Annotated in this window: 17 protein-coding genes; 9 read left to right on the top strand and 8 right to left on the bottom strand. The window is 69.7% G+C overall.

The genetic code is table 11. From position 1 onward, the window contains the following. Nucleotides 1–219 (top strand): MYXO-CTERM sorting domain-containing protein (locus QHF85_RS37785; protein ID WP_281332276.1); only part of this gene is annotated, 219 nt, incomplete at its 5' end. Here the strand turns inward: QHF85_RS37785 and QHF85_RS37780 are convergent. Further along, on the bottom strand, nucleotides 220–2,925 hold the full coding sequence (locus QHF85_RS37780; RefSeq protein ID WP_281332275.1) for a serine/threonine-protein kinase: 2,706 nt from the start codon (nucleotides 2,923–2,925) through the stop codon (nucleotides 220–222). Nucleotides 2,926–2,954: 29 nt separating this feature from the next. On the opposite strand from QHF85_RS37780, the gene QHF85_RS37775 reads away from it, so the two are divergent. Both QHF85_RS37775 and QHF85_RS37770 read left to right on the top strand, forming a co-directional pair. Further along, nucleotides 2,955–3,779 (top strand): sigma factor-like helix-turn-helix DNA-binding protein, encoded by an 825-nt coding sequence (locus QHF85_RS37775; RefSeq protein WP_281332274.1) that lies wholly within the window; start codon nucleotides 2,955–2,957, stop codon nucleotides 3,777–3,779. 420 nt (nucleotides 3,780–4,199) lie between these two features. Beyond that, complete coding sequence (locus QHF85_RS37770; RefSeq protein ID WP_281332273.1) at nucleotides 4,200–5,384, top strand: hypothetical protein; 1,185 nt, start codon at nucleotides 4,200–4,202, stop codon at nucleotides 5,382–5,384. Nucleotides 5,385–5,488: 104 nt separating this feature from the next. Here the strand turns inward: QHF85_RS37770 and QHF85_RS37765 are convergent, their stop codons facing one another. Continuing rightward, the gene (locus QHF85_RS37765) at nucleotides 5,489–6,826 is read right to left on the bottom strand and encodes an MFS transporter (protein ID WP_281332272.1); all 1,338 of its coding nucleotides are present in this window, start codon (nucleotides 6,824–6,826) and stop codon (nucleotides 5,489–5,491) included. 129 nt (nucleotides 6,827–6,955) lie between these two features. Here QHF85_RS37765 and QHF85_RS37760 point away from each other — a divergent pair, with 129 nt between their 5' ends. From QHF85_RS37760 to QHF85_RS37740, 5 genes are all read left to right on the top strand, one after another. Further along, nucleotides 6,956–8,377 carry a hypothetical protein gene (locus tag QHF85_RS37760; protein ID WP_281332271.1) on the top strand — a complete coding sequence of 474 codons (1,422 nt, stop codon included), beginning with the start codon at nucleotides 6,956–6,958 and terminating at the stop codon, nucleotides 8,375–8,377. Nucleotides 8,378–8,555: 178 nt separating this feature from the next. Beyond that, nucleotides 8,556–9,539 (top strand): hypothetical protein, encoded by a 984-nt coding sequence (locus QHF85_RS37755; RefSeq protein ID WP_281332270.1) that lies wholly within the window; start codon nucleotides 8,556–8,558, stop codon nucleotides 9,537–9,539. 575 nt (nucleotides 9,540–10,114) lie between these two features. After that, nucleotides 10,115–11,533 carry a hypothetical protein gene (locus QHF85_RS37750; RefSeq protein ID WP_281332269.1) on the top strand — a complete coding sequence of 473 codons (1,419 nt, stop codon included), beginning with the start codon at nucleotides 10,115–10,117 and terminating at the stop codon, nucleotides 11,531–11,533. Nucleotides 11,534–12,076: 543 nt separating this feature from the next. Then, nucleotides 12,077–12,736, top strand: coding sequence for a hypothetical protein (locus QHF85_RS37745; RefSeq protein WP_281332268.1), 660 nt, complete (start codon nucleotides 12,077–12,079; stop codon nucleotides 12,734–12,736). A 23-nt stretch (nucleotides 12,737–12,759) separates the two neighbouring features. Further along, nucleotides 12,760–14,022 (top strand): cytochrome c, encoded by a 1,263-nt coding sequence (locus tag QHF85_RS37740; protein WP_281332267.1) that lies wholly within the window; start codon nucleotides 12,760–12,762, stop codon nucleotides 14,020–14,022. A gap of 6 nt (nucleotides 14,023–14,028) precedes the next feature. On the opposite strand, the gene QHF85_RS37735 is transcribed toward QHF85_RS37740, so the two are convergent. Both QHF85_RS37735 and QHF85_RS37730 read right to left on the bottom strand, forming a co-directional pair. Then, nucleotides 14,029–14,958: an HTTM domain-containing protein gene (locus tag QHF85_RS37735; protein WP_281332266.1), complete on the bottom strand. Its 930-nt coding sequence runs from the start codon at nucleotides 14,956–14,958 to the stop codon at nucleotides 14,029–14,031. After that, complete coding sequence (locus QHF85_RS37730; RefSeq protein ID WP_281332265.1) at nucleotides 14,943–15,287, bottom strand: hypothetical protein; 345 nt, start codon at nucleotides 15,285–15,287, stop codon at nucleotides 14,943–14,945. The genes QHF85_RS37735 and QHF85_RS37730 overlap by 16 nt, the downstream gene beginning before the upstream one ends. 96 nt (nucleotides 15,288–15,383) lie before the next feature. Between QHF85_RS37730 and QHF85_RS37725 the strand changes: the two genes are divergently transcribed. Next, complete coding sequence (locus tag QHF85_RS37725; RefSeq protein WP_281332264.1) at nucleotides 15,384–15,950, top strand: cytochrome C; 567 nt, start codon at nucleotides 15,384–15,386, stop codon at nucleotides 15,948–15,950. Nucleotides 15,951–15,953: 3 nt separating this feature from the next. Here the strand turns inward: QHF85_RS37725 and QHF85_RS37720 are convergent, their stop codons facing one another. The 4 genes from QHF85_RS37720 to QHF85_RS37705 form a co-directional block, all read right to left on the bottom strand. Then, nucleotides 15,954–16,322 carry a VOC family protein gene (locus QHF85_RS37720; protein WP_281332263.1) on the bottom strand — a complete coding sequence of 123 codons (369 nt, stop codon included), beginning with the start codon at nucleotides 16,320–16,322 and terminating at the stop codon, nucleotides 15,954–15,956. Next, nucleotides 16,310–17,107, bottom strand: coding sequence for a hypothetical protein (locus QHF85_RS37715; RefSeq protein ID WP_281332262.1), 798 nt, complete (start codon nucleotides 17,105–17,107; stop codon nucleotides 16,310–16,312). The genes QHF85_RS37720 and QHF85_RS37715 overlap by 13 nt, the downstream gene beginning before the upstream one ends. A 7-nt stretch (nucleotides 17,108–17,114) precedes the next feature. Next, nucleotides 17,115–17,999: a phytanoyl-CoA dioxygenase family protein gene (locus QHF85_RS37710; RefSeq protein WP_281332261.1), complete on the bottom strand. Its 885-nt coding sequence runs from the start codon at nucleotides 17,997–17,999 to the stop codon at nucleotides 17,115–17,117. Nucleotides 18,000–18,079: 80 nt separating this feature from the next. Continuing rightward, on the bottom strand, nucleotides 18,080–19,144 hold the full coding sequence (locus QHF85_RS37705; RefSeq protein WP_281332260.1) for an Ig-like domain-containing protein: 1,065 nt from the start codon (nucleotides 19,142–19,144) through the stop codon (nucleotides 18,080–18,082). Between the last annotated feature and the right edge of the window lie 10 nt (nucleotides 19,145–19,154).

The raw sequence follows: 19,154 nt of genomic DNA, 5'->3' as shown, positions 1-19,154 counted from the left end.
GGCTCTGGCGGCAGCGGCGGCGGCTCTGGCGGCAGCGGCGGCGGCTCCGGCGGCAGCGGCGGCGGCTCCGGCGGCAGCGGCGGCTCCGTTGCCGACGCCGGCGGCTGCGCTTGCAGCGTCCCGGGGGACCGTCCGGCCCACGACAACCGCGCGGCCTTCCTCGTCCTCGGCCTCGGCCTGCTCATGGCGCGCGGCCGCCGTATCCAGCGCCGCGCCTGATCAGCGGCGCCCCTTCACCTTCCGTTCGAGCTTTCGGGCGTCCTGGAACAGCTCGCGCAAATCAGCATTCTCCTCCGCCGTCGCCTCGATCGGCCGCAGGATCGCCAGCGCCTCGTCGACGTGCGCCGCCGCGGACGGGCCCCGCTCGTTCTCCGCCAGAATGAGCAGGGCCGCCGCGACCTCGTGCCGGTTCTGCGGCGTATCCACCGCCGCGAGGTGCCTCTTCAGCAGCTCGACGGATCGCCGCTGCGCCGCCTGGCCCACCTCGAGCCGCTTCGACTCCAGCTCGAGCTGCCCCAGATGCCCCAGCGCGACCCCCAGATCATGCTCCGACCGCCGCGCATCCGGCGCCTTCTCCGCGAGCTTCTCCAAGAACTCCACCGCGCGGCGCATCTCGACCCGGGCCTCGTCCACGCGGCGCAAAGCCCGCAAAACATCTCCCAGCGCCAGCGCCGACACCGCCTGATCCCGCCGCCACTCCAGGGTGTCCGGGGCCAATGCGACGAGCCGCGCCGACGAAGCGTCGCTCGCCCGCATCCACGGCAACGCCGCCTCCGCGTCGCCCCGCGCGATGGCCAGCGCCCCGAGCCGATCCGACATCGCCCCCACGGCCCGCTGCCATTCGATGTTCGACGGATCCCTCTCGGCGAGCGCGCGATACCCGGCGTGCGCCGCGCGATACGAAGGCTCGGCCGCGACGAGCTCCCCCGCGTGCTCGTCCGCCGCCCCGACCTGCATCTCCGCGCTCGCCAGATCGTAGCGGGCCACCATGTCATCCGGGCGCGCCGCGACCCGGGCGCGGGCGAGATCCAGCGCGGCCACCGCCTCCTCGCGCTCGGCGCGGACCTCCCCCGAGAGGTTCAGCGTCTTCCACAGATCGCAGCGTAACGAGAACAAGAACCGCGAAGCCTCGGACGCCGGGCCGCCCGCCTCGGCGACGAGCGCCAGCGCGGCCGGCCGCGCCTGCTCGAGCAGCTTCCGAGACGCCAGCAGATCACCCCGCAAGCGCGCCACCTCGGCGAGCGCCACGTGCGTCCTCACGAAGAGCCCGCGGAGCTCCGGCCCCGCCCCCTCGCGGCCCATCGCCGCGCAGGACTCGTACAGCGTCGTCGCCGTATCGAGCTCTCCACGGCGCTTGTGGACATCCCCGAGCCGCGCTGCCGCGAGGCAACGCGCCGCCGCCCCGAGGTCCCCGGCGCCCGCGCTGTCCGCCGCGGCCCGGCTTCGCTGGTAGCTCTGCTCGGCGCCCGCGAGATCGCCCCGCGCGAAGGCCACATCTCCCGCGAGCCCCGCGACCTCGGCGCGCCGGAGCAGGCTGGCGGCGTCCTCGGCGCTGGCCGAGCGATCCTGGTAGTCGTGCACGGCGCGGGCGACGCCTTCGAGCGCGTCGAGGCGCCCGACCCGCTCGAGCCGATCGCGCAGATCCCCCAGGATGAAGCTCACGAGCGCCTCGGCGGCGGCCCGCTCCGACTCGGCGCGCGCCCGGGCAGACTCGGCCCGCGCCTGCTCCGCGAGCGCGAAGGCCCGCTCCGCGAAGATGCGCTCGAGGCCCACGGCGCCGAGGACGAGCAGCACGACGAGCGCCGCGCTCGCCACGACGAAGGCCGCCCGATACCGCTGCACGAAGCGCCGGACGAGATCGCCGGTCGTGTACCTGTGGGCCGCGACGAGCCGGCCCGCTTGCCAGCGCTTGAGGTCCTCGGCGAGATCCTGGGCGGACGGGTATCGCACCTCGGGCTCGGGGGCCATGGCGCGCTCGACGATGGCGGCGAGATCGGGCGGCGCGTCGGGCACGCGGCGGGCGAGCCGCTCGGGGGCGTGCTCGGCGGCGCGCGTCGAGAGCGAATCGCCGCGGCCGGCGTGGGGCGGGGCGCCCGTGAGCACCTGGTAGAGGATCGCGCCGAGGCCATACACGTCCGCGCGTGCATCGGCGGCCTGCCCGCGCACCTGCTCGGGGGCCATGTAGGCGAGGGTCCCGAGCACCTCGCCGTCGCGCGTGGTCATCGGATCGAGGGCGCCGGCGTCGGCCGAGGCCCTCGGCCGGTCGGCGCTCGCGTCGAGCTCGCGGGCGAGGCCCCAGTCGACGACGACGACCTCGCCGAAGGGGCCGACGAGGACGTTCTGGGGCTTGAGATCGCGGTGCACCACGCCTTCGCCGTGGGCGTAGGCCACCGCGTCCACGACGCCGATCACGGCGGGCAAGAGGCGGAGCCGCTCCTCGAACGAGCGCGCCTTCGCCGCGCTGCGATCGAGGCTCTCGCCCTTCACGAGGCGCATCACGAAAAAGGCCTCGCCGGTGGGCAGGACGCCGGCGTCGTAGACCGGGACGATGGCCGGGTGCTGGAGGCGGGCCGTGATGCGTTGCTCGCGCAGAAAGCGGCGCTCGAGCCCTTCGGCGCTGCGGCGGAGCAGCTTCAGGGCGACGGGGCGCCCGAGCAGCCGATCCTCGGCTTTCAGAATGCGCCCCATCCCGCCGCGCGCGATCTCGGCGCCGGGCGTGTATCGGGGGGCGCCGTCGGGCAGCAGCGGGCCGGCGGGCGGGCTCGGGGGTGGGTCGAGCGTGAGCGGCTCGGTGCGGGCGAGATCGGCGACGATCGCGAGGCAAGCGGGGCAGACGTCGAGGTGGTCCTCGGTTTGCGTGTGCTCCTCGCCTGGGAGGCTGCCTCTGACGAATGCGAGCAGGGTGATCTCGGAGGGGCAAGTCACCGGCGCATGGATGCTATGCTCGAAACCGCATGTCGAGCCTCGTGGTGGAGCTGCGGGAAGACGGCGCGATCCCTGCGCTCGTGCGGCGGGCGCGGGAGGCGTGGCCCGGCATCGAGGTCCCCGAGGACGAATTCAGCGCCGAGCTCGCGGCGCACGCGGCGGGCTCGAGCGCGCCTTCGGAGCGCGCGGCGGTGGAGATGTGGCTCGCGCTGGCGTGCGCGCGCGGGGACGGCAAGGCGCTGCGCGAGCTCGAGGCGCGCGCGTTCCCCGGGGCGCGGGCGGCGCTCGCGCGGATGGGGCTCTCGGCGGACGCAATCGACGAGGCGCTCCAGAGCCTGCGGGAGAAGCTCTTCGTGGCGCAGGAAGGGCAGCCGGCGCGGATCCTCGCGGCGGCGGCGCATGGGGATCTGGCGGGCGTGATCCGCGTCGCGGCGATGCGGACGGCATTGAACCTGAAGCGACGGGATCACCGGCTCGCGCTGGGGGATGCGCCGCTCTTCGAGGAGCTCGCGGCAGAGGACGATCCGGAGCTCGACGCGCTGAAGGAGGAGCACCGCGCGGCGTTCAAGGCGGCGCTCGAGGATGCGCTGCGGGGCCTTTCGCCGCGGGAGCGCACGCTCTTGCGAATGCACCTCGTGCATGGGCTCTCGATTGACACGATCGGGGTGACGTACCGCGTGCACCGTGCGACGGCGGCGCGCTGGCTCTCGGCCATCCGCGAGAAGCTCGACCACGAGGCGAGGCGCCTCTTGCGCGAGCGACGAGGGCTCACGGATCCCGAGGTGGAGAGCCTCGCGCGGCTGGTCGAGAGCCGCATCCAGGTGAGCTTCCAGCGGGTGCTGCTCTCGGGGTAGGCGCGCGGAGGTAGCGGCCGCGCGAGCCGCGCACCACGAGCCGCCGCGCCGGGGCGCTGCCCCGGGCCCCGCGGGGGCTCTTCGCCCCTCGACCCGAACCAGGGCCAGCCCTGGACCTCTGGGCATCGACTGCGCGAAGCGCAGTCGATGCGGGGAAAATGTTTCAAGCTGTCCGCCCCCTCTTTGCAGGGCCAGCCCTGGACCTTTGTTGGAAGAACTGCGCTTCGCGCAGTTCTTCCACAGGCCGGTGGCAAGACCGTGGAGGTCGGTCGCACGCAGGGACCATTGGCTGGTGGATGTCGTCCATTTGCAACGACCCTTGGCAGAATTGCGAGAGCACAAGCGCGCGCGGGCGAGGCAACCTCACAGCCGAAGGAACGGTCTTGAACCGTGACGGCTCCCCCAAGGAGAGGCTCGACCATGACAATGCACAAGCGACCAATGGAATGGCAGCGTTCCCCCCAGGTGCGGAGCGCCCTCGCGATCGCGGCGCTCGGGTTCGCCACGACCACCTCGTGGATCAGCGGTTGCGCGCCCAGCGACGGCGACGACACCGCCTCTTCGGCGTCGTCGAGTAGCTCGGGCGCGGGCGCGGACACGCATGTCCAGCACGGCGACGATTACACCATCCATGGGACCGGGTTCGGCGCGAAGGCCGATCACAATGCCGGCGACCACCGCTTCTTCGGCAAGCGCCACCTCGTGGCGCGCTTCAGCGACTTCGACAGCGCGCCATCGGCCGAGCCCGCGGAGAACACCAAGGAGGGCTGGCGCGCCCACCTGGACGGCATCTACCCGATCCTGACGTCCACGGACTTCAACGACGCCGCCACCGCGTCCGGCGCCACGCTGAAGCTCTCCGGCGGACCGACGCGGTCGGGGCGGTGGCTCGAACGCCGCATCACACAGGAGATCCGCGACGCCTATCCGCAGAATTACCGCCTGCGCAACTGGAACGTGTGGGACAAGAACGAGTATCACCCGCAGATGTACCTCTCCTGCTACGTCAACCTCTCGACGACGCAGGAACCGGGGAAGTACTTCCGCTTTTATTGGACCGATTCGAACGTCATCAACCACAACGTGTGGGCCGCCAAGCAGGGGAGCACCTTGACGGCGCGCGCCGAAGGCAGCAATGACGGCATGCCCGGCATCTACGCCGATCCTCCGGCCTCCTACCAGGACAACACCTGGATGCGGTACGAGATCCTGGCCGACTTCGAGAACGACGTGATCTCGTTCTACGCCGACGGGAAGATCCTCACGGACGCCTCGCGCGGCTACACCGGCGAGATTTCCGGCTGGCTCGGCACCGGCGGCAAGATCGACTACGCCCTGCTCTCCAACACGGTGGACATGAACGGGGACGCGGGCGAGCTCCTCGGTCACGCCATGCCCTACCTGGACTTCAGCTTCGAGCGCATCGAGCTCGCAGACGCGCCCGCCTGGGAGAACCGCACGCAGTCCGTCCTCCAGGTGCCGACCCGCTGGACCGACACCGAGATCGACATCGTCGTCAATCAAGGCACGTTCGCCGACCTGAGCGACAAGCACCTGTTTCTGCTGAAGGGGATGACGGCGACCTACCTCGGCCCGCTGCCGTGACACGGCGAGCAAGGCGCGTCTCGCACCTGCCGAAAGAGCTTCCGCGGGGAGGCGGCGCCCCTTGGGGCCGCATGGCCGTGGCTTTGCAGATGTCGCGGTGAACCTTACGCGTGCTGCTCCATGCGTGAATGACGCTTGGTGTCGAGCATGAACGCATACACCACGAGCGACACGAAGATACACGCCGTCGCGTACCCGAAGAACCACGTCTCGTGCCCCGCGTTCTTGAACGCGAGGGCCACCGAATCGACCGTCCCGCCGAAGAGCGACACCGTGAGCGCATACGGTAGCCCCACGCCGAGGGCGCGGACGTTCGTCGGAAAAAGCTCGGCCTTGAGGATCGCCGTGATGGACGTGTACCCGCTGACGATGAGCCAGGCCGCGCAGATCAGGAGCGTGGCCACGACTGCGCTCTTCGTCCGGTGAATCGACGCGAGCAGAGGATACGTGAAGAGCGTGCCGAGGAGCCCGAAGCCCATCAGCAGCGGCTTGCGGCCCACCTTGTCCGATAACGCGCCGTAGAGCGGCTGCAGGACGATCGCCACCACCATCGTCAGAATGACGACCATCGTCGTCTGCTCGTCCGTCAACCCGACCGACAGCTTCAAGAACTTCTGCATGTACGTGGTGTACGTATAAAAAGCGGACGTTCCACCGATCGTGACGCCGACGACGAGCAGCATCGTCCGCCAATGCTTCAGCGCGACCTCGAGCCCGGACGCGTTCCTGGCGACCGCCTTGGCCTTCTCGAAATGCTCGCTTTCGTGCATGTCTTTCCGCATCATCGATGTGGAGACGGCGAGCGCCGCGCCGAGGAAGAAAGGAATGCGCCAGCCCCAGGAGCGGAGCTCGCCCGGCGTGAGCACGAGCTTCTGCAGGAACAAGAGCAGCGCGGTCGCGCAGAGCTGACCGCCGATGAGCGTCACGTACCAGACGCCCGAATAAAACCCGCGGCGCTCGGGGTGCGCCACTTCGGACAGGTAGGTCGCGCTGGTGCCGTATTCGCCTCCCTGGCTGATGCCCTGCACGATGCGCGCGATCGTCAAGAGGATGGGCGCCCCGATGCCGATGCTGGCGTAGGTGGGCGTCACGGCGATCAGCAGGGAGCCGAAGCTCATCAAAAGCACGGACCAGGTGAGCGCATTGCGACGGCCGTGGGTGTCCGCGAGGTGCCCGAAAAGCAAACCTCCGAACGGACGCGCCACGAAGCCAGCCGCGAAAATGACGGACGTCGCGAGCTGCTGCGCGACGGGATCGCTGCTCGGGAAAAACGAGCCGGCGAAATACAGCGAAAAGACGCTGTACGCGTACACGTCGTACCACTCGATGAGATTTCCCATCGAGCCGAGCAGGATCGCCTTGACCCGGCGCCTCGTGTCGGCCGCGTCGAATGCGCCAGCTTGCGACGAAAGCTCTCCCGCGTCGTTCCCCGGAGCGATCATGGTCGACGCGTATATCACGGGTCACGCTGGGAGGGAACGCGCTCGACCGCCCCCCCCCGATACGACCGGCCGGCGGTTTGACCGCCGCACCCATTGCGTTGCCCGCGTGTTTGGAGGACACTCCCGGCCGTGCGCTCGCCCCTTTTCGCCTTTTTGCTTCTCCTCGCCGGTTGCACGGGCTCGGCGGCCTCACCGACGTCGCCCCCCGTCGCGCGGACGGACGTGCCGCCGCCGCCGCCGCCGAAGCCCGTCGGCTGGTCGCATGCCTACTGCACGAGTTTGTGGCCTTGGGCCGTTGCGGTCGGCGCAGACGATCACATCGCCGTGAGCGGTTTGCTGGAGGGCAAGTGCGATCTCGGTGGGTTCCACCTCGAAACGCCGCGGCAGGCTGGATTCCTCGCGTGGTTTGATGCTGACGGCGCGGTGACGGGCGCGCGCACCTTCTCCGCTGGCCCAATGGACCACGCGTCGATCGTGGCTGCGCCCGGCGGGGATTGGGTCGTCGCAGGCCATTTCCTGGGCACCCTCGACCTCGGCGCCGGCGCCCTTCCGGCGAACAACAAGACGGACGCGTTCCTCGCGCGCCTGGATGCGAGCGGAGCCGTGCGGTGGCAGAAGCAGTTCAGTGGGGCCGAGGAGCAGCACATCTACGACGTCGCCGTCACGCCGGCCGGCGAGATCGCGATCGTGGGAACCTATCGAGACGGGGCGCTCGATCTCGGCACCGGCCCGATGCCGGCCCGAGGCTTGAATGACATCTTCGTCGCGTCGTTCACGCAAGACGGCGCTCCGCGATGGGCCAAATCGTACGGCGATGACAAGGAGCAGTGGGCGACGTCGATCGCGGTCGACGCCACGGGGGGCATCGCCATCGGCGGCTCCGTCGAGAGCCCGCTCGATCTGGGCGACGGCGTCGTCGCAGAGGACGCGCGTTCGCCGAAGATTGGATGGGTCGCGAAGCTCGATCCGAAGGGCCGCGCGCTCTGGGCGCGCGCCTTTGCTTCGATCATACATCACCATCGGATCAACGATCTCGCCATGGGGCCCGACGGCGGCGTCGTCGTCGCCGGTTTCGTCGGCGGTGTCGAGGGCCAAGTCGCGCTCGGGGACACGATCCTCGAGGGTGCGGGGCTCTTCGCCGACGCCTTCGTCGCCTCGCTCGACGCAAGCGGCGCGACGCGCTTCTTCTCGCTCGCGGGCACGCCGGGCAGCCGTGACCTCTCTCAATATGCGAGGGACGTCGTCGTCGCGCGGAGCGGCGAGATCCTCGTTTATGGCCCACACGAGGTGACCACGGACGAAGGCAAAACGCTCCGCCGCGACGAGGGGGCCTATTTCCAGACGTTCGATTCGCGTGGAACCGCGCTCCCCCCGCGCGTGGTTCGCGGCGTCGCCGATGCGGCTGTTGGTCATGCGACCGCGCTCGACAGCCGCGGCCGGCTGGTCACGGTCGGCGTCTTCAAGGGCTCGCTCGACTTCGGGATGGGAGCCACGGCGACGACACCGGGACGACACGAGTTCTCCATGTTCCTCGCGGCGCTCGTGCCGTGAGCCAGGCGCGCCGAGCGCGGATTGCCGCGCGCCGAGCGCGGCTCGCTCGATTCCTTGCATCGTATACGAAGAAAATTATAGTCATTTGCCAATGGGATATTGGCTGCTATCTTCGGCGCCTCGACCTGCTTCCCACGAGGTGACTTCAATGCGCTGTCTCGCTCTGTCCTTTCTTGCCATGAGCTTGGTCGTCGTTGGTTGTGGTGCCGATTCCCAGGAGCCATCGGAGCTGCTCGGGGAACAGCAAGCGCCGCTCACCGAGACCGACGTCGATGTGGCGCCGGAATGCCAGGGGATCATCGACTTCGTCAATGCGGCATCGTTCGAGACGCTGGACGCGTATCTGCCGAGCGACGTCGCATCGAACCTGGTGGGGTATCGCGCGATTTCGCCCTTCGTGACGCTTTCGGACGTCTCCGCCGTTCCGCTCGTCGGGCCCGCTCGCCTCGAGCAGATCGAAGGCGGGGCGCGGAGCGAGGGGTACATCGACGCGAGCTGCGTCGGAATCGTCGACGATCTGGCTGTCTCCGCGGACGACGCGGCCCGGATGGTTTCGCTGGTGAATTCCGTCAGCTCCACGGAGCTGCACGACATCCTGCCCTACGCGTGGAACGGCGCGACGAATCTCCTCAACCTGCGACCCTTCACGACGGTCGAGAGCATCGCGGCCACGGCGGGGATCAGCTCGGTGAGCATCAGGAACATCCGGAACGCCGCGACGTTGAGCGATCCTTTCGAGGACCTGATCGCGGCGGTGAACGCGCAGCCGCACCCTGATTTCGGCGCGACCATGGCCCGCCACTTCGACAGGTTCGAGATCACGACGGGGACGCATCACTATTATCACCATGGGCTCGAGTGCTTCGGGATCGATCCGGGCTCCCTCCCCAATGGCGCGAGCATCCGACCGAACCTCGCCGACGAAGCAGAGGTGCGCGCGGAGGTCGAGAGCACGGTCGATTATGCGAATCACTGGAATCCGCTCCCTGCGAGCGTCGTCACGCAAGGGCTCGCGAACCTCGACGAGCGGATCGCAGGGCGCTCCTTCAAGGGCTGCTATCTCAGCTACGCGGATGATCCCTGGAGCGGGCACAACGTCGCGATCTTCGTCGATACCGTGTCCGGCTTCAGCGTGATGACGGAGACGTACTGGAGCGAATGAGCCAGGCTTCCGCGCACGCTCTCGCCTCCGCTTTGGGCTTCCGCGCACGCTGACCTGGCGTCGCGCCCCTTCCAAGCTGACGTCCGCGCGCGGGGACCTGGCGTTGCGCCCCTTCCAAGCCGACCTCGGCGCGCGGGGACCTCGCGTTGCACCCCTTCCAAGCCGACCTCGGCGCGGGCGGACCTGGCGTTGCACCCCTTCCAAGCCGACCTCGGCGCGCGGGGACCTCGCGTTGCGCCCCTTCCAAGCCGATCTCCCCGCGCGGGGATCTGGCGTTGCGCCCCTTCCAAGCCGACCTCGGCGCGGGCGGACCTGGCGTTGCACCCCTTCCAAGCCGACCTCGGCGCGCAGGGATCTGGCGTTGCACCCCTTCCAAGCCGAGCTCCGCGCACGGGGACCCCTCTTCGCTCCCCTCCGCGGGCACGCCGCCCCCGCTCCCGCCCCCGCTTCCGCCCCCGCTTCCGGCCCCGCTTCCGCTCCCGCTTCCGCTCCCGCTTCCGCTCCCGCTCCCGCTCCCGCCTCCGCTTCCGCACCCGCTTCCGCTCCCGTCCCCCCTCGACTACCTTGCCGGCCCGATGCAGCCGCTCTCCCCCGACGCCCTCCGCGAGGCCCTCTTCGACGCCGTCGACGAAGGCGACCTCGACCGCCTCTCCTCCCTCTGCGAGGCGAACGAGCAAGCCATCTGCGACGCCTTCCCTGGCTGGCGCACCGTCCCCGAGCCGTTCCGCGAGGGCCCCCGGCTGCGCTGGTACATCCAGGGCATGACCTCCGTCGCGCAGCACATGGCCGCGATGCGAGGTCGACCCGAGCTCTTCGCGGCCCTCACCACCGTCCCCGACGACACGCAGGCCCTCCTTACACGCCTCGAACAGGCCCTCGCTGACATCGACGCCCTCGCCGCGGAGGGCCGGTATGCCGAGGCCGAGGCGAAGGCCCGCGCCGCGCTCGCGGAGACCTCGGGCCACAAGAGCGGCCATCAGGCCATGCTCATCGGCCGCCTCGGCGAATGCCTCTTCCACACGGGCCGCGTCGCCGAGGCGCGCGCGCCCTTCGAGCAGACGCTCACCCTCTGTGAAGAGTCGGGCGACGACCAGGGCGCCCTCGCCGCGCGCTTCTCCCTCTTCGAGGTCCACCGCTACCTCGGCGAGACCACCGAGGCCGCCGCCACGGCCGAGCGAATCGCCGGCATCCTCGACCGCCTCGGCGACGCGGACGAGGCCCGCGCCTTCCGCCGCCGCGCCGAGCGTGTCCGCGCGGGCGAGCCCCGGTGCCGCGTCGTTGCCCTCGTGAACGGCAAGCCGGCCGAGCTCGACGAGATCGGCGGCTTCCAGGGCTCCGTCCAGTTCATCTACGAGCGCAACCGGCCCGAGCTCCGCGCCTCGTCCATCGCCACCGAGGAAGGCGAGCGCCTCGGCGCTGCCGGCGAATTCGTCCGCGCGCTCGAAGCCTTCCGCCGCGGCGCCTTCGCCGATCGGCACGACCCTTCCCCCGTGTATCAGGCCGGCGTCACCTGCCTCTTCATGGGCCGCGCCGTCGAGGCCGCGGAGCTTTTCCGCAAGACCGAGGAGCTCGCCCCCGGCTGGTTCCGCTGCCGCGCCTACCGCTTCCTCGCCGAACGGATCGCCCAAGGCGCCCTCGAGCCGTCCGTCTTCAGCCTCCTCTCCGAATTCGACCGCCCCGACCTCGACCCGACGGAGAAGGCCCGACGCGCACGGGAGGCCCTCGCGAAGACCGACCTCGCCATGCTCCACGTGGCCCTCGGCGACGCGCTCGCAGCCCAGCGAAAGCCCCTCGAAGCGCGGGCCGCGTATCGCCGCGGTCTCGACGTCGCCGAGGAGCCCGACGTCCGCACCCAGCTCCTCGTCAAGCTCGGCAACCTCGTCGACGACCCTGCCGAGCGCATTCAGCTCTATCGCGACGCCGTCGCCCTCGACGGAAACCTCCTCTTCGCAGCCATCGCCCGCCTCTCGCTCGCGGCGCTTCCATCGGCCTGACCTCTTCCTGGGAAGCGCTTCGCTGGGGCGTTGCCCCAGGCCCCACCCGGGGCTGTCCGCCCCGGGACCCGGACCAGCGCCCGCGCTGGACTGGGGGTCGATGAACTGCGCGTTGCGCAGTTCATCGAACAGCCGGGTCAAGACCAGCGGGCGACCCTGCCAGCCAAGACGGCAGCGCTGACGGTTCCGTCGGCAACGCGTTCCCACCGGCCTGTGGGAAGAACTGCGCAGCGCGCAGTTCTTCCCCCTGAGGTCCAGGGCTGGCCCTGGTCCGGGTCGAGGGGCGGATAGCCCCCGCGGGGTTCGGGGCAGCGCCCCGGCGCGGCGGCTCCTCGATGATCTGCTCTGAAAGATCCTGCCCGCGAGGCGCGTTTGTCGTTCAACGCTTGGGGCTGCGGGTCGCCTTCGGCGCCCTTCGCCCCAAACCCCGCGCTCGCCGCTGCCGGAACTTCTCGCAAAACTTTTTTCGCCGGCCGTTGTCACAGAAGAACCGCCCGCCCCGATACCCGGGTTGAACCGCTCGCCACGTAGGAGGAGGTTACGATGCTCACCATCAAGGGTCTCGCCGTTCGCTTCGCCCTCGGTCTCGCTGCTCTTGCCGCCATTCCGGCTGTCTCGAACGATGCGGCTGCCTGCGGCGACGTCTTCATCCCCGAGATCGACCACCGCATCCAGGGCCTCGCGAACGTCGAGAAGACCATGCGTGACGGCAAGATTGTGGCCTCGGCTCAGTCGATCGTGCGCATGTTCCCCGAGATTCGCAGCATCAACCCGGGCAAGGACGGCATGCTCCAGCGCGCCCAGCGTACCCTCGCCGTTGCCCTCGTCCGCGCGGACGGCGGCATCGACCTCGACCCGACCTGGCGCGGCAAGACGACCGAGCAGCGCGCCAAGAACGTCGCGTGGGCTGTGTCGGCGCTCGAGCGGCTCCGCGAGCAGCGCAAGAACGATCCTTCCGTCGACACGGATCTTGGCGAGGCGCTTGCCAAGGTCGACGGCCGCAAGGACGAGGCGCGCACCTTGCTCCAGGGCCTTGCCGACCGCGACCTCATGGCCACGCCGCAGGGCTACGCTGCCCTCGGCCGCCTCCAGCACGAGGCCGGCAACACGACCGCCCGTGACGCTGCCGTTCAGCGGTGCAACACGATGGCGAAAGACAGCTCGGTCTGCCAGGTGCCCACGAGCCAGGGCGGCCAAAGCTAGTCGGCTCGAAAGGATTTTCCTCCGTGCCCCGCGCGCTCGTCCTTGTCAGTCTGGTCCTCCTCCTCCTTGGCTGTCGCAAGGACGAGCGCGCGGAGGCACCTCCGCCCGCTCCCTCCGCGAGCGCGACCACGCTCGCACAAGCTGTCCAGACGCCCGAGCCGCCGCCCGGCGATCCCGAAAAGGGAAAAGGCCTCGTCGCCAAGTTCGAGTGCAACCGCTGCCACGAGGGCACCGGCCTCGAAAAACCGAAGCTCGATCAGGATTGCGTCCGCTGCCACCAGGAGATTCACGCCGGCACGTACCAGGCGTCGGCGTCCTCGCTCTCGAAGTGGCAAAAGAGCATCGTTCATTTCCGCGAGACCCCGTCGCTCGCCAGCATCGGCGGCCGGTTGCGCCGCGGATTCATCGAAAAGTTCCTGCTCGAACCGCACGACGTACGCCCGCACCTCGACACGAGCATGCCGCGCCTCGACATCACCCCGGAGGAGGCGCGTGACGTCGCCGCGTGGCTGACGTCCTCGGCGACGCCGGCCCCGGCGGTCGCGCTCGAAGGGGCGAGCGTCGAGAAGGGCGGCGCGCTCTTCGAGGCGAAGGGCTGCCGCCAGTGCCACGAATACACGGGCGCGCCGCGCGCCGCCCTTCCGGCCGGCGTGGTCGATCTCGAAGGCAAAGGCGAGCGCATGGCCCGCGCGCTCGCGCCGGATTTGCGGTACGTCCGCGATCGCATGGCCCCCGGCGAGCTCGTCCGCTGGCTCGACGATCCGAAAGCGCAGAAGCCCGACACGCTCATGCCGAAGACGCCGCTCACGCCCGAGGAGCAGCGGGATCTCGCGGCCTTCCTCCTGCGCGCCGAGCTCGCGCCCAAGGTCGGAAAGATCATCCCGCCGCGCCTGCCCGTGCTCGACCGAAAAGTGACGTACGAGGAGGTCAGCCGCCGCGTCTTCCGTAACACCTGCTGGCATTGCCACGCCGAACCCGATTATGCGATCGGCGATGGCGGGCCGGGCAACACGGGCGGGTTCGGCTATCGGCCCCGCGGGCTGAACCTCGCCGAATACGAGGGCATCCAGGCCGGCTACGTCGACGACAAGGGCGAGCGCCGCAGCATCTTCTCGCCGATGCCCGACGGCACGCCGCGCCTCGTGTATGCCATGCTCGCCCGGGTTCGCGAGGAGGCCGGACAAACCGATCCGGTCGTCCGCGGAATGCCGCTCGCGCTCCCGCCCGTCACCCCCGAGGACATCCAGCTCGTCGAGACCTGGATCGCGCAGGGCAGGCCGCAATGACGCTGGTCAGTGCTCCGTCGCCACGCTTTCGGACGCCTCGGGGATGACGCGCCGCCGGCGCAGCGCGAGGGCCGCGAGTGCCGGCGCGAGCGCGGCGAGGACGTACGTCGCCCACGTGACCTCCATGCGGTGCGTGAGCGTCGCACCGACGAGCGCGATGAAGCCCGTTGCCAGGGCGCGCACCCGCGGCGTGATTTCGTCCGCGAGCGCAAGGTAGGCCGCGAGGAGCGCGAAATAAAAGAAGCCGAACGTGGCCCCGGCGAAGAGCACGAGCGTCGAATGAAAGGCCACGCCGAGCAGCAGGGCAGGGCGCGTCGCGCGGGGGAGGCAGAAGAGCGCCGCCAGGGAGAGCTCGGTCAGGATCGTCGCCCAGGAGAAGAGCCACGAGAGCCGCATCGGCGCCAAATGGGTCTTCCATTGCAGGTACGCCGTGTGGTGCTCGAGCGTCGTCCAGACCTCGAAGAACTGGCCCGATCGCCAGTCGGGATCGAGCAGCTTGTTGAGCCCCGCGCCCGTATAGAGCAAGACGAGCTGCGCGCGGAGGAGCGGGGGCCGGAGGCCCCGGGTGTCGAGGCCGATCATCAGGAAAAACGCGGCGACGAAGACCTCGTTGTTGTAATAGGTCGGCCGACACGAGAGGAGCTTCGCGGCCACGGCCGCGCCGAGCAGCACGCTCGCGTCGCGGGGGCGTACGTCGAAGAGCAGGCCGGCCGCGCCGACGAGCGCCGCCGCGCGGATCACGGCGCGGACGGCCGCGGGGGAGCCGATCATGTCGAAGACGGGCAGGAGGGGCACGAACGGCTCGGGGACCGACACCGGCCAGCCAAACCAGAGGAGCAGGAGCGCGAGGATCCGCGCCGGGGCGAGGAGCTCCGGCCGAAGCGCGCCGCCCTGCCGCAGGCGAGCCGCGAGTCCGTCGATCACGAGGCGGGCCATGACCAGGTGCGCGGCTCGCCGCCATTGACGCGATACCGGATGACGACGCGCGCCGGCGCCTGTCGCCCGCGCGTCTCCTCGTACCCGCGCACGACGTCGAGCACGAGCTGCATCGAGCGGGACTCGACCCCCGCCGCGCCGATGTGGTACCGCCGCTCGATCTCCGCGTCGTCGAGGGCGCGACCGTCGACGACGGCCTCGATTCGGTATTCGCTGGAAGAGTCGTTCGGGGCCCAGCAGAAGTATCGGGAGGGGACGAATCGCGCAACCACGATGGCCCCCACCTGCAGAGCGAGCAAGACGCAGCCCGCGACGTGACGTGCGTGCATGCAGCTCGTTGTATCAGATCTGGAGAAGCCGGAGCGCCCCCGCGTGCGGCGCGCGCACGGCAAGCGAGGGCGCCGTGCTTGCATGGACGGTCCGCCATGCAATGGTCACATTTCGTCGCGCTCGGATTCGCGGGGCTCCTCTCCTGCGCCTCGGAGGAGATGGGAACCGGAGAGCCCGGAGAGGCGCCCGCGCCGCTCGATACGCGGGCCGAGATCGGGCTGAAAATCGCGCCCGTGCCGCTCGATCTGGCGAACGCGGATCGCGCCGTCGTGGGGCTCGGGAGTTATTACGTCAACGCCGCGTCCGGCTGCGTCGATTGCCATAGCTGCCCGACGTATGCCCCCGGCGAAAACCCGTTCACCGGCGGACAAGGTCGCCTCGACGCCGCGCATTACCTCGCGGGCGGTGTGCCCATGGGGCAAAACCTCACGGCGCCGAGCCTCGCGCCCGACACGAACGGCTTGCCCGGCGGGCTCACGCGGGATCAATTCGTGTCGTCCATGCGCACGGGGAAGGATCCGAACGAGCCGGCTCGAATCCTCCAGGTCATGCCCTGGGCCCTCTACCGGCACATGTCCGACGAGGATCTCGTCGCCATGTACGAATACCTGCGCGTCATTCCGCGGGCGCAGCCGGGCACGTGCGCCCGCCCGGGGCAATGAACGTCAGCCCGACGTGTGCTCCAGGAGCTCGATTCGATTGCCGAACGGATCGTCCACGAAGACCCGATTCACGCCGTCGATTGGCTGGCCGTCCGCGACCGGCACGCCCGCGGCCCGCAAGCCCTCGACGAGCGCGGCGAGCCCCTCGACGCGCAGGCCCGGATGCGCCTTCCGTGCCGGGTGAAAGTCGGCCTCGACGCCGAGGTGGATCTTCACGGCGCCCGCCTCGAACCAAGCGCCGCCGCGCTTGACCATGTCGGCCGGCTTCGGCACCTCGGCGAGCCCGAGCAGCTTTCCGTAAAATGCGCGCGCCTCGTCCTCGCGCCCCGCGGGCATCGCGAGCTGAACGTGATCGATGGCTACGATGGGCATGAAATCGCCTCTCCCTCGTCGCTGCGTGGCCTCGGCTCCCCGAGGTGCCGCGGGAATTCTTTCACCGTGAGGAGGTGCCGCGCCGCCGAGATCGGATCCTTCGGCAATCGGCAAAAGTACCGCATCGAGGTCCGGAGCGACCCGAACGTGCGTTCGAGATCCTGCCAGTGCGCGCTCCCTTCCACGTTCGAGCGCAGGGGAGGGGGCGCAGCCGGATCCTTGCGGAAGTCGCGCGTGTAATCGAGCAGCCGCGCGTGGTAGTCGGGCTCCTCCACGATGGCCGCGATCGCCGCGCCGCGCGGGTGCGTCCCGGCGATCATCGATTCGACCTGCCGTTCGAGCTCCGCGAGCCCGTCCTCCCACATCATGAGCAGCTCCAGATCGTACCGCGGGTTCGCGTGCACGACCTGCATGAGGTGGCCGATCACGTTGTCCCGCGTGCTGAAGAAACCGACCGGGTCGGCGAGCGACGCCGGCTCTTCGAGGAAACGCAGGATCTGGTGGAACGTGTAATCGATGCCGACGCGGTCGTAATACTCGGAGGACGCGGGCGAGATCCAGAACCGCAGCATGTCGATCGAGCCCACGACGAGCTGGATCCGCGTCGGCGCCGCGTCGAGGATCCCCGCGCGAAGCAGGAGCGCGAGCCGCGCGTCGAGCTCGCGCCCATTGCCATACGCTGCGAGCATCCTCCCGAGGCGGGCCATTTTCCCGGCCATCGCCCCCGGGCTCCCCGCGGCGCGCGCGAGGAGCCGAACGGGTGAATCCGTGTGCCGCAGCGTCACGAGCGCCTCAGAACCGCGCGAATCGCCGGAGGCGGAAGTAGACGGGCGTCGGGCTGTTCTCGTCCTTCAGCTTCTCGGGCCCCTCCATCAAGGGCACGTACATCACGCGCCGCTGGCTCGCGTCGCCCGTCGCGCTCGCCTCCGCGACCCGATGCCAGATGCGGCCGTCGTGGATCGTCAGATCTCCCGCCTCGGCCACGAGCGCATATTCGGCCGGATCCGCGTCCGTATCCATGAAATGCGCCTTCCGCGTCAGCATCGGCCAGAGCCCCTGCTTGTGCGAGAACGGAATCAGCCGCACGCCGCCCTTCTCGATCGGCGAGTCGTCCAGGTAAAACCCGACGTTCAGGTAGCGCCGCGGCATCTCGAAATAGAAGAGATCACGCAGGCTGTCCGTGTGCCAGCCGAGCCGCTTGTAGCTCGATCCCTCCTCGCGGCGGTAATGGTTGATGACGAGACCGTCCCGCTCCCGCTCGCCGATCCGATACCCCGGCCCCGCGATCTCCAGGATCGCCTTGAATCGCGGATCCTGCAGGAACGCGTGCAGCCGCTCGCCGAAGAGCGACGAAAAGCACATGCGCTGCACGAAAGCGCGGCCGTCCTTGCGCTTGCCGATGATCAGCGGGACGCCGTTGATCACCGTCCGACCCTCGTCGACGAGGCGCGCGTCGATGGACTCGACCTCTTCGACGAGCTTTCCGACCTCCGCGCGCGAGAGGAAGCTCTTGAAGCGGATGAACCCGAACGTGTCGAGAAACTCCACCTGCTCCGGCGTGAGCCGCTCGCCGAGCTCGAAGCGCGGCATCTCGATGCAGCGGTTCATCGGCGGAAGCGCCGCCGCGCTCGTCGGTGTCACCGGGGCCTCGGGAGCTTCGAAGGGCGTCGTGGTCATGGTCTCGGCTCTCTACCAAATTTCCCGGCGTTTGCTGCCCGCTCCCGCGTCACGAATCGGACACCGTACGGTCCGCCCGTTCACGGAGCCGGCGGCGGATCCGGGATGTCCGCGGGCGCCTCGTCGGCCGCGACGATCCGGCCGACGAGGTTTCCTTCGCCCTTGCCGCTCGGCGTCGTGCCAATGAGCACCGTGTCCGCCGCGAGCGCGCCCGTGCCGCGCAGCACGCCGTTCGCGTCCGGGGCGAACTCGGCCGTCAGCGTCACGTTGCGCAGCGTCACCGGCGGGATCTGCACGACGACGTCCGTGGGCGCGGTCGCGAACACGACCTTGCCGCCAGGCTGGTCCACGGCGCAGCCGTCGATCGTGAACGAGTAACCCGTCGGCGGAGTCCCATTCGGCACGAAATCCGAGTGCTCGTCCGGCGTGCCCGCGCGCTCGGAGGGCGCGACGCACTGGGGCTCGGGCAGGAGCCGGCAGGCCTCGGTGCTCTTGCACGACATCGGACAAACCTGGGTCCTGTCGCGATCGGCGTTCGTGGCCTGCCCGCGCACGCGCCCCGTCTCCGGGTCGACGTAAAACGCGGCCCAGAGCTGGACCTGCGTCTGCAGCGGCTTCTCGACGTCCGCGAGCAGGAAGTATTTTCCGGTCGGGAAGACCGTGGAGGGTTTGTCGCAGTCGAGCTTGAACGAGTAGCCGAAGAGCAGGCGCTTGCGCACCTTCGTGACGTTGCCCGCGACATCCGCGAGGCCCTTCTCGATCACGAGCGCGAGCTTGGGCCCGACGGGCAGCGGCGCGCTCGGCTTGATCACGAGCGTCGCGTTGCCGTCCACGAGCTCGGCCTCGCCGCCCGTGGCGACACCCTTCACGAACGAGACGAACTCCTCGGGCTCGCTCACGGGATCCGCGTCCTCGTCGAGCAGGTTGCCCTCGACGTCGGTCTCCAGGCGGATGATCGCCACGTCGAGCGTCGCGGGATCGACCGGCTCGGAGAACGAGAGGACGATCGGCGCCGTGGCGTCTTCGAGCACGCCGTCCTCGGCGCCGACGATGCTCGGCTGCGGAGGGCCATCGTAGAGCTCGCAGCCGGCGCCGAGCGGGGCAGCGAGGGAGAGCAAGAGGAGCGAGAGAGGAAGACGTCGCATGTCCGTGCTC

Origin of the sequence: Polyangium sp. 6x1, from assembly GCF_029946515.1 — a bacterium.
Classification (GTDB): Bacteria; Myxococcota_A; Polyangia; order Polyangiales; family Polyangiaceae; genus Polyangium.
Note: the sequence above shows the minus strand (reverse complement) of the source record. Positions and strands in the feature narration are given on the sequence as shown.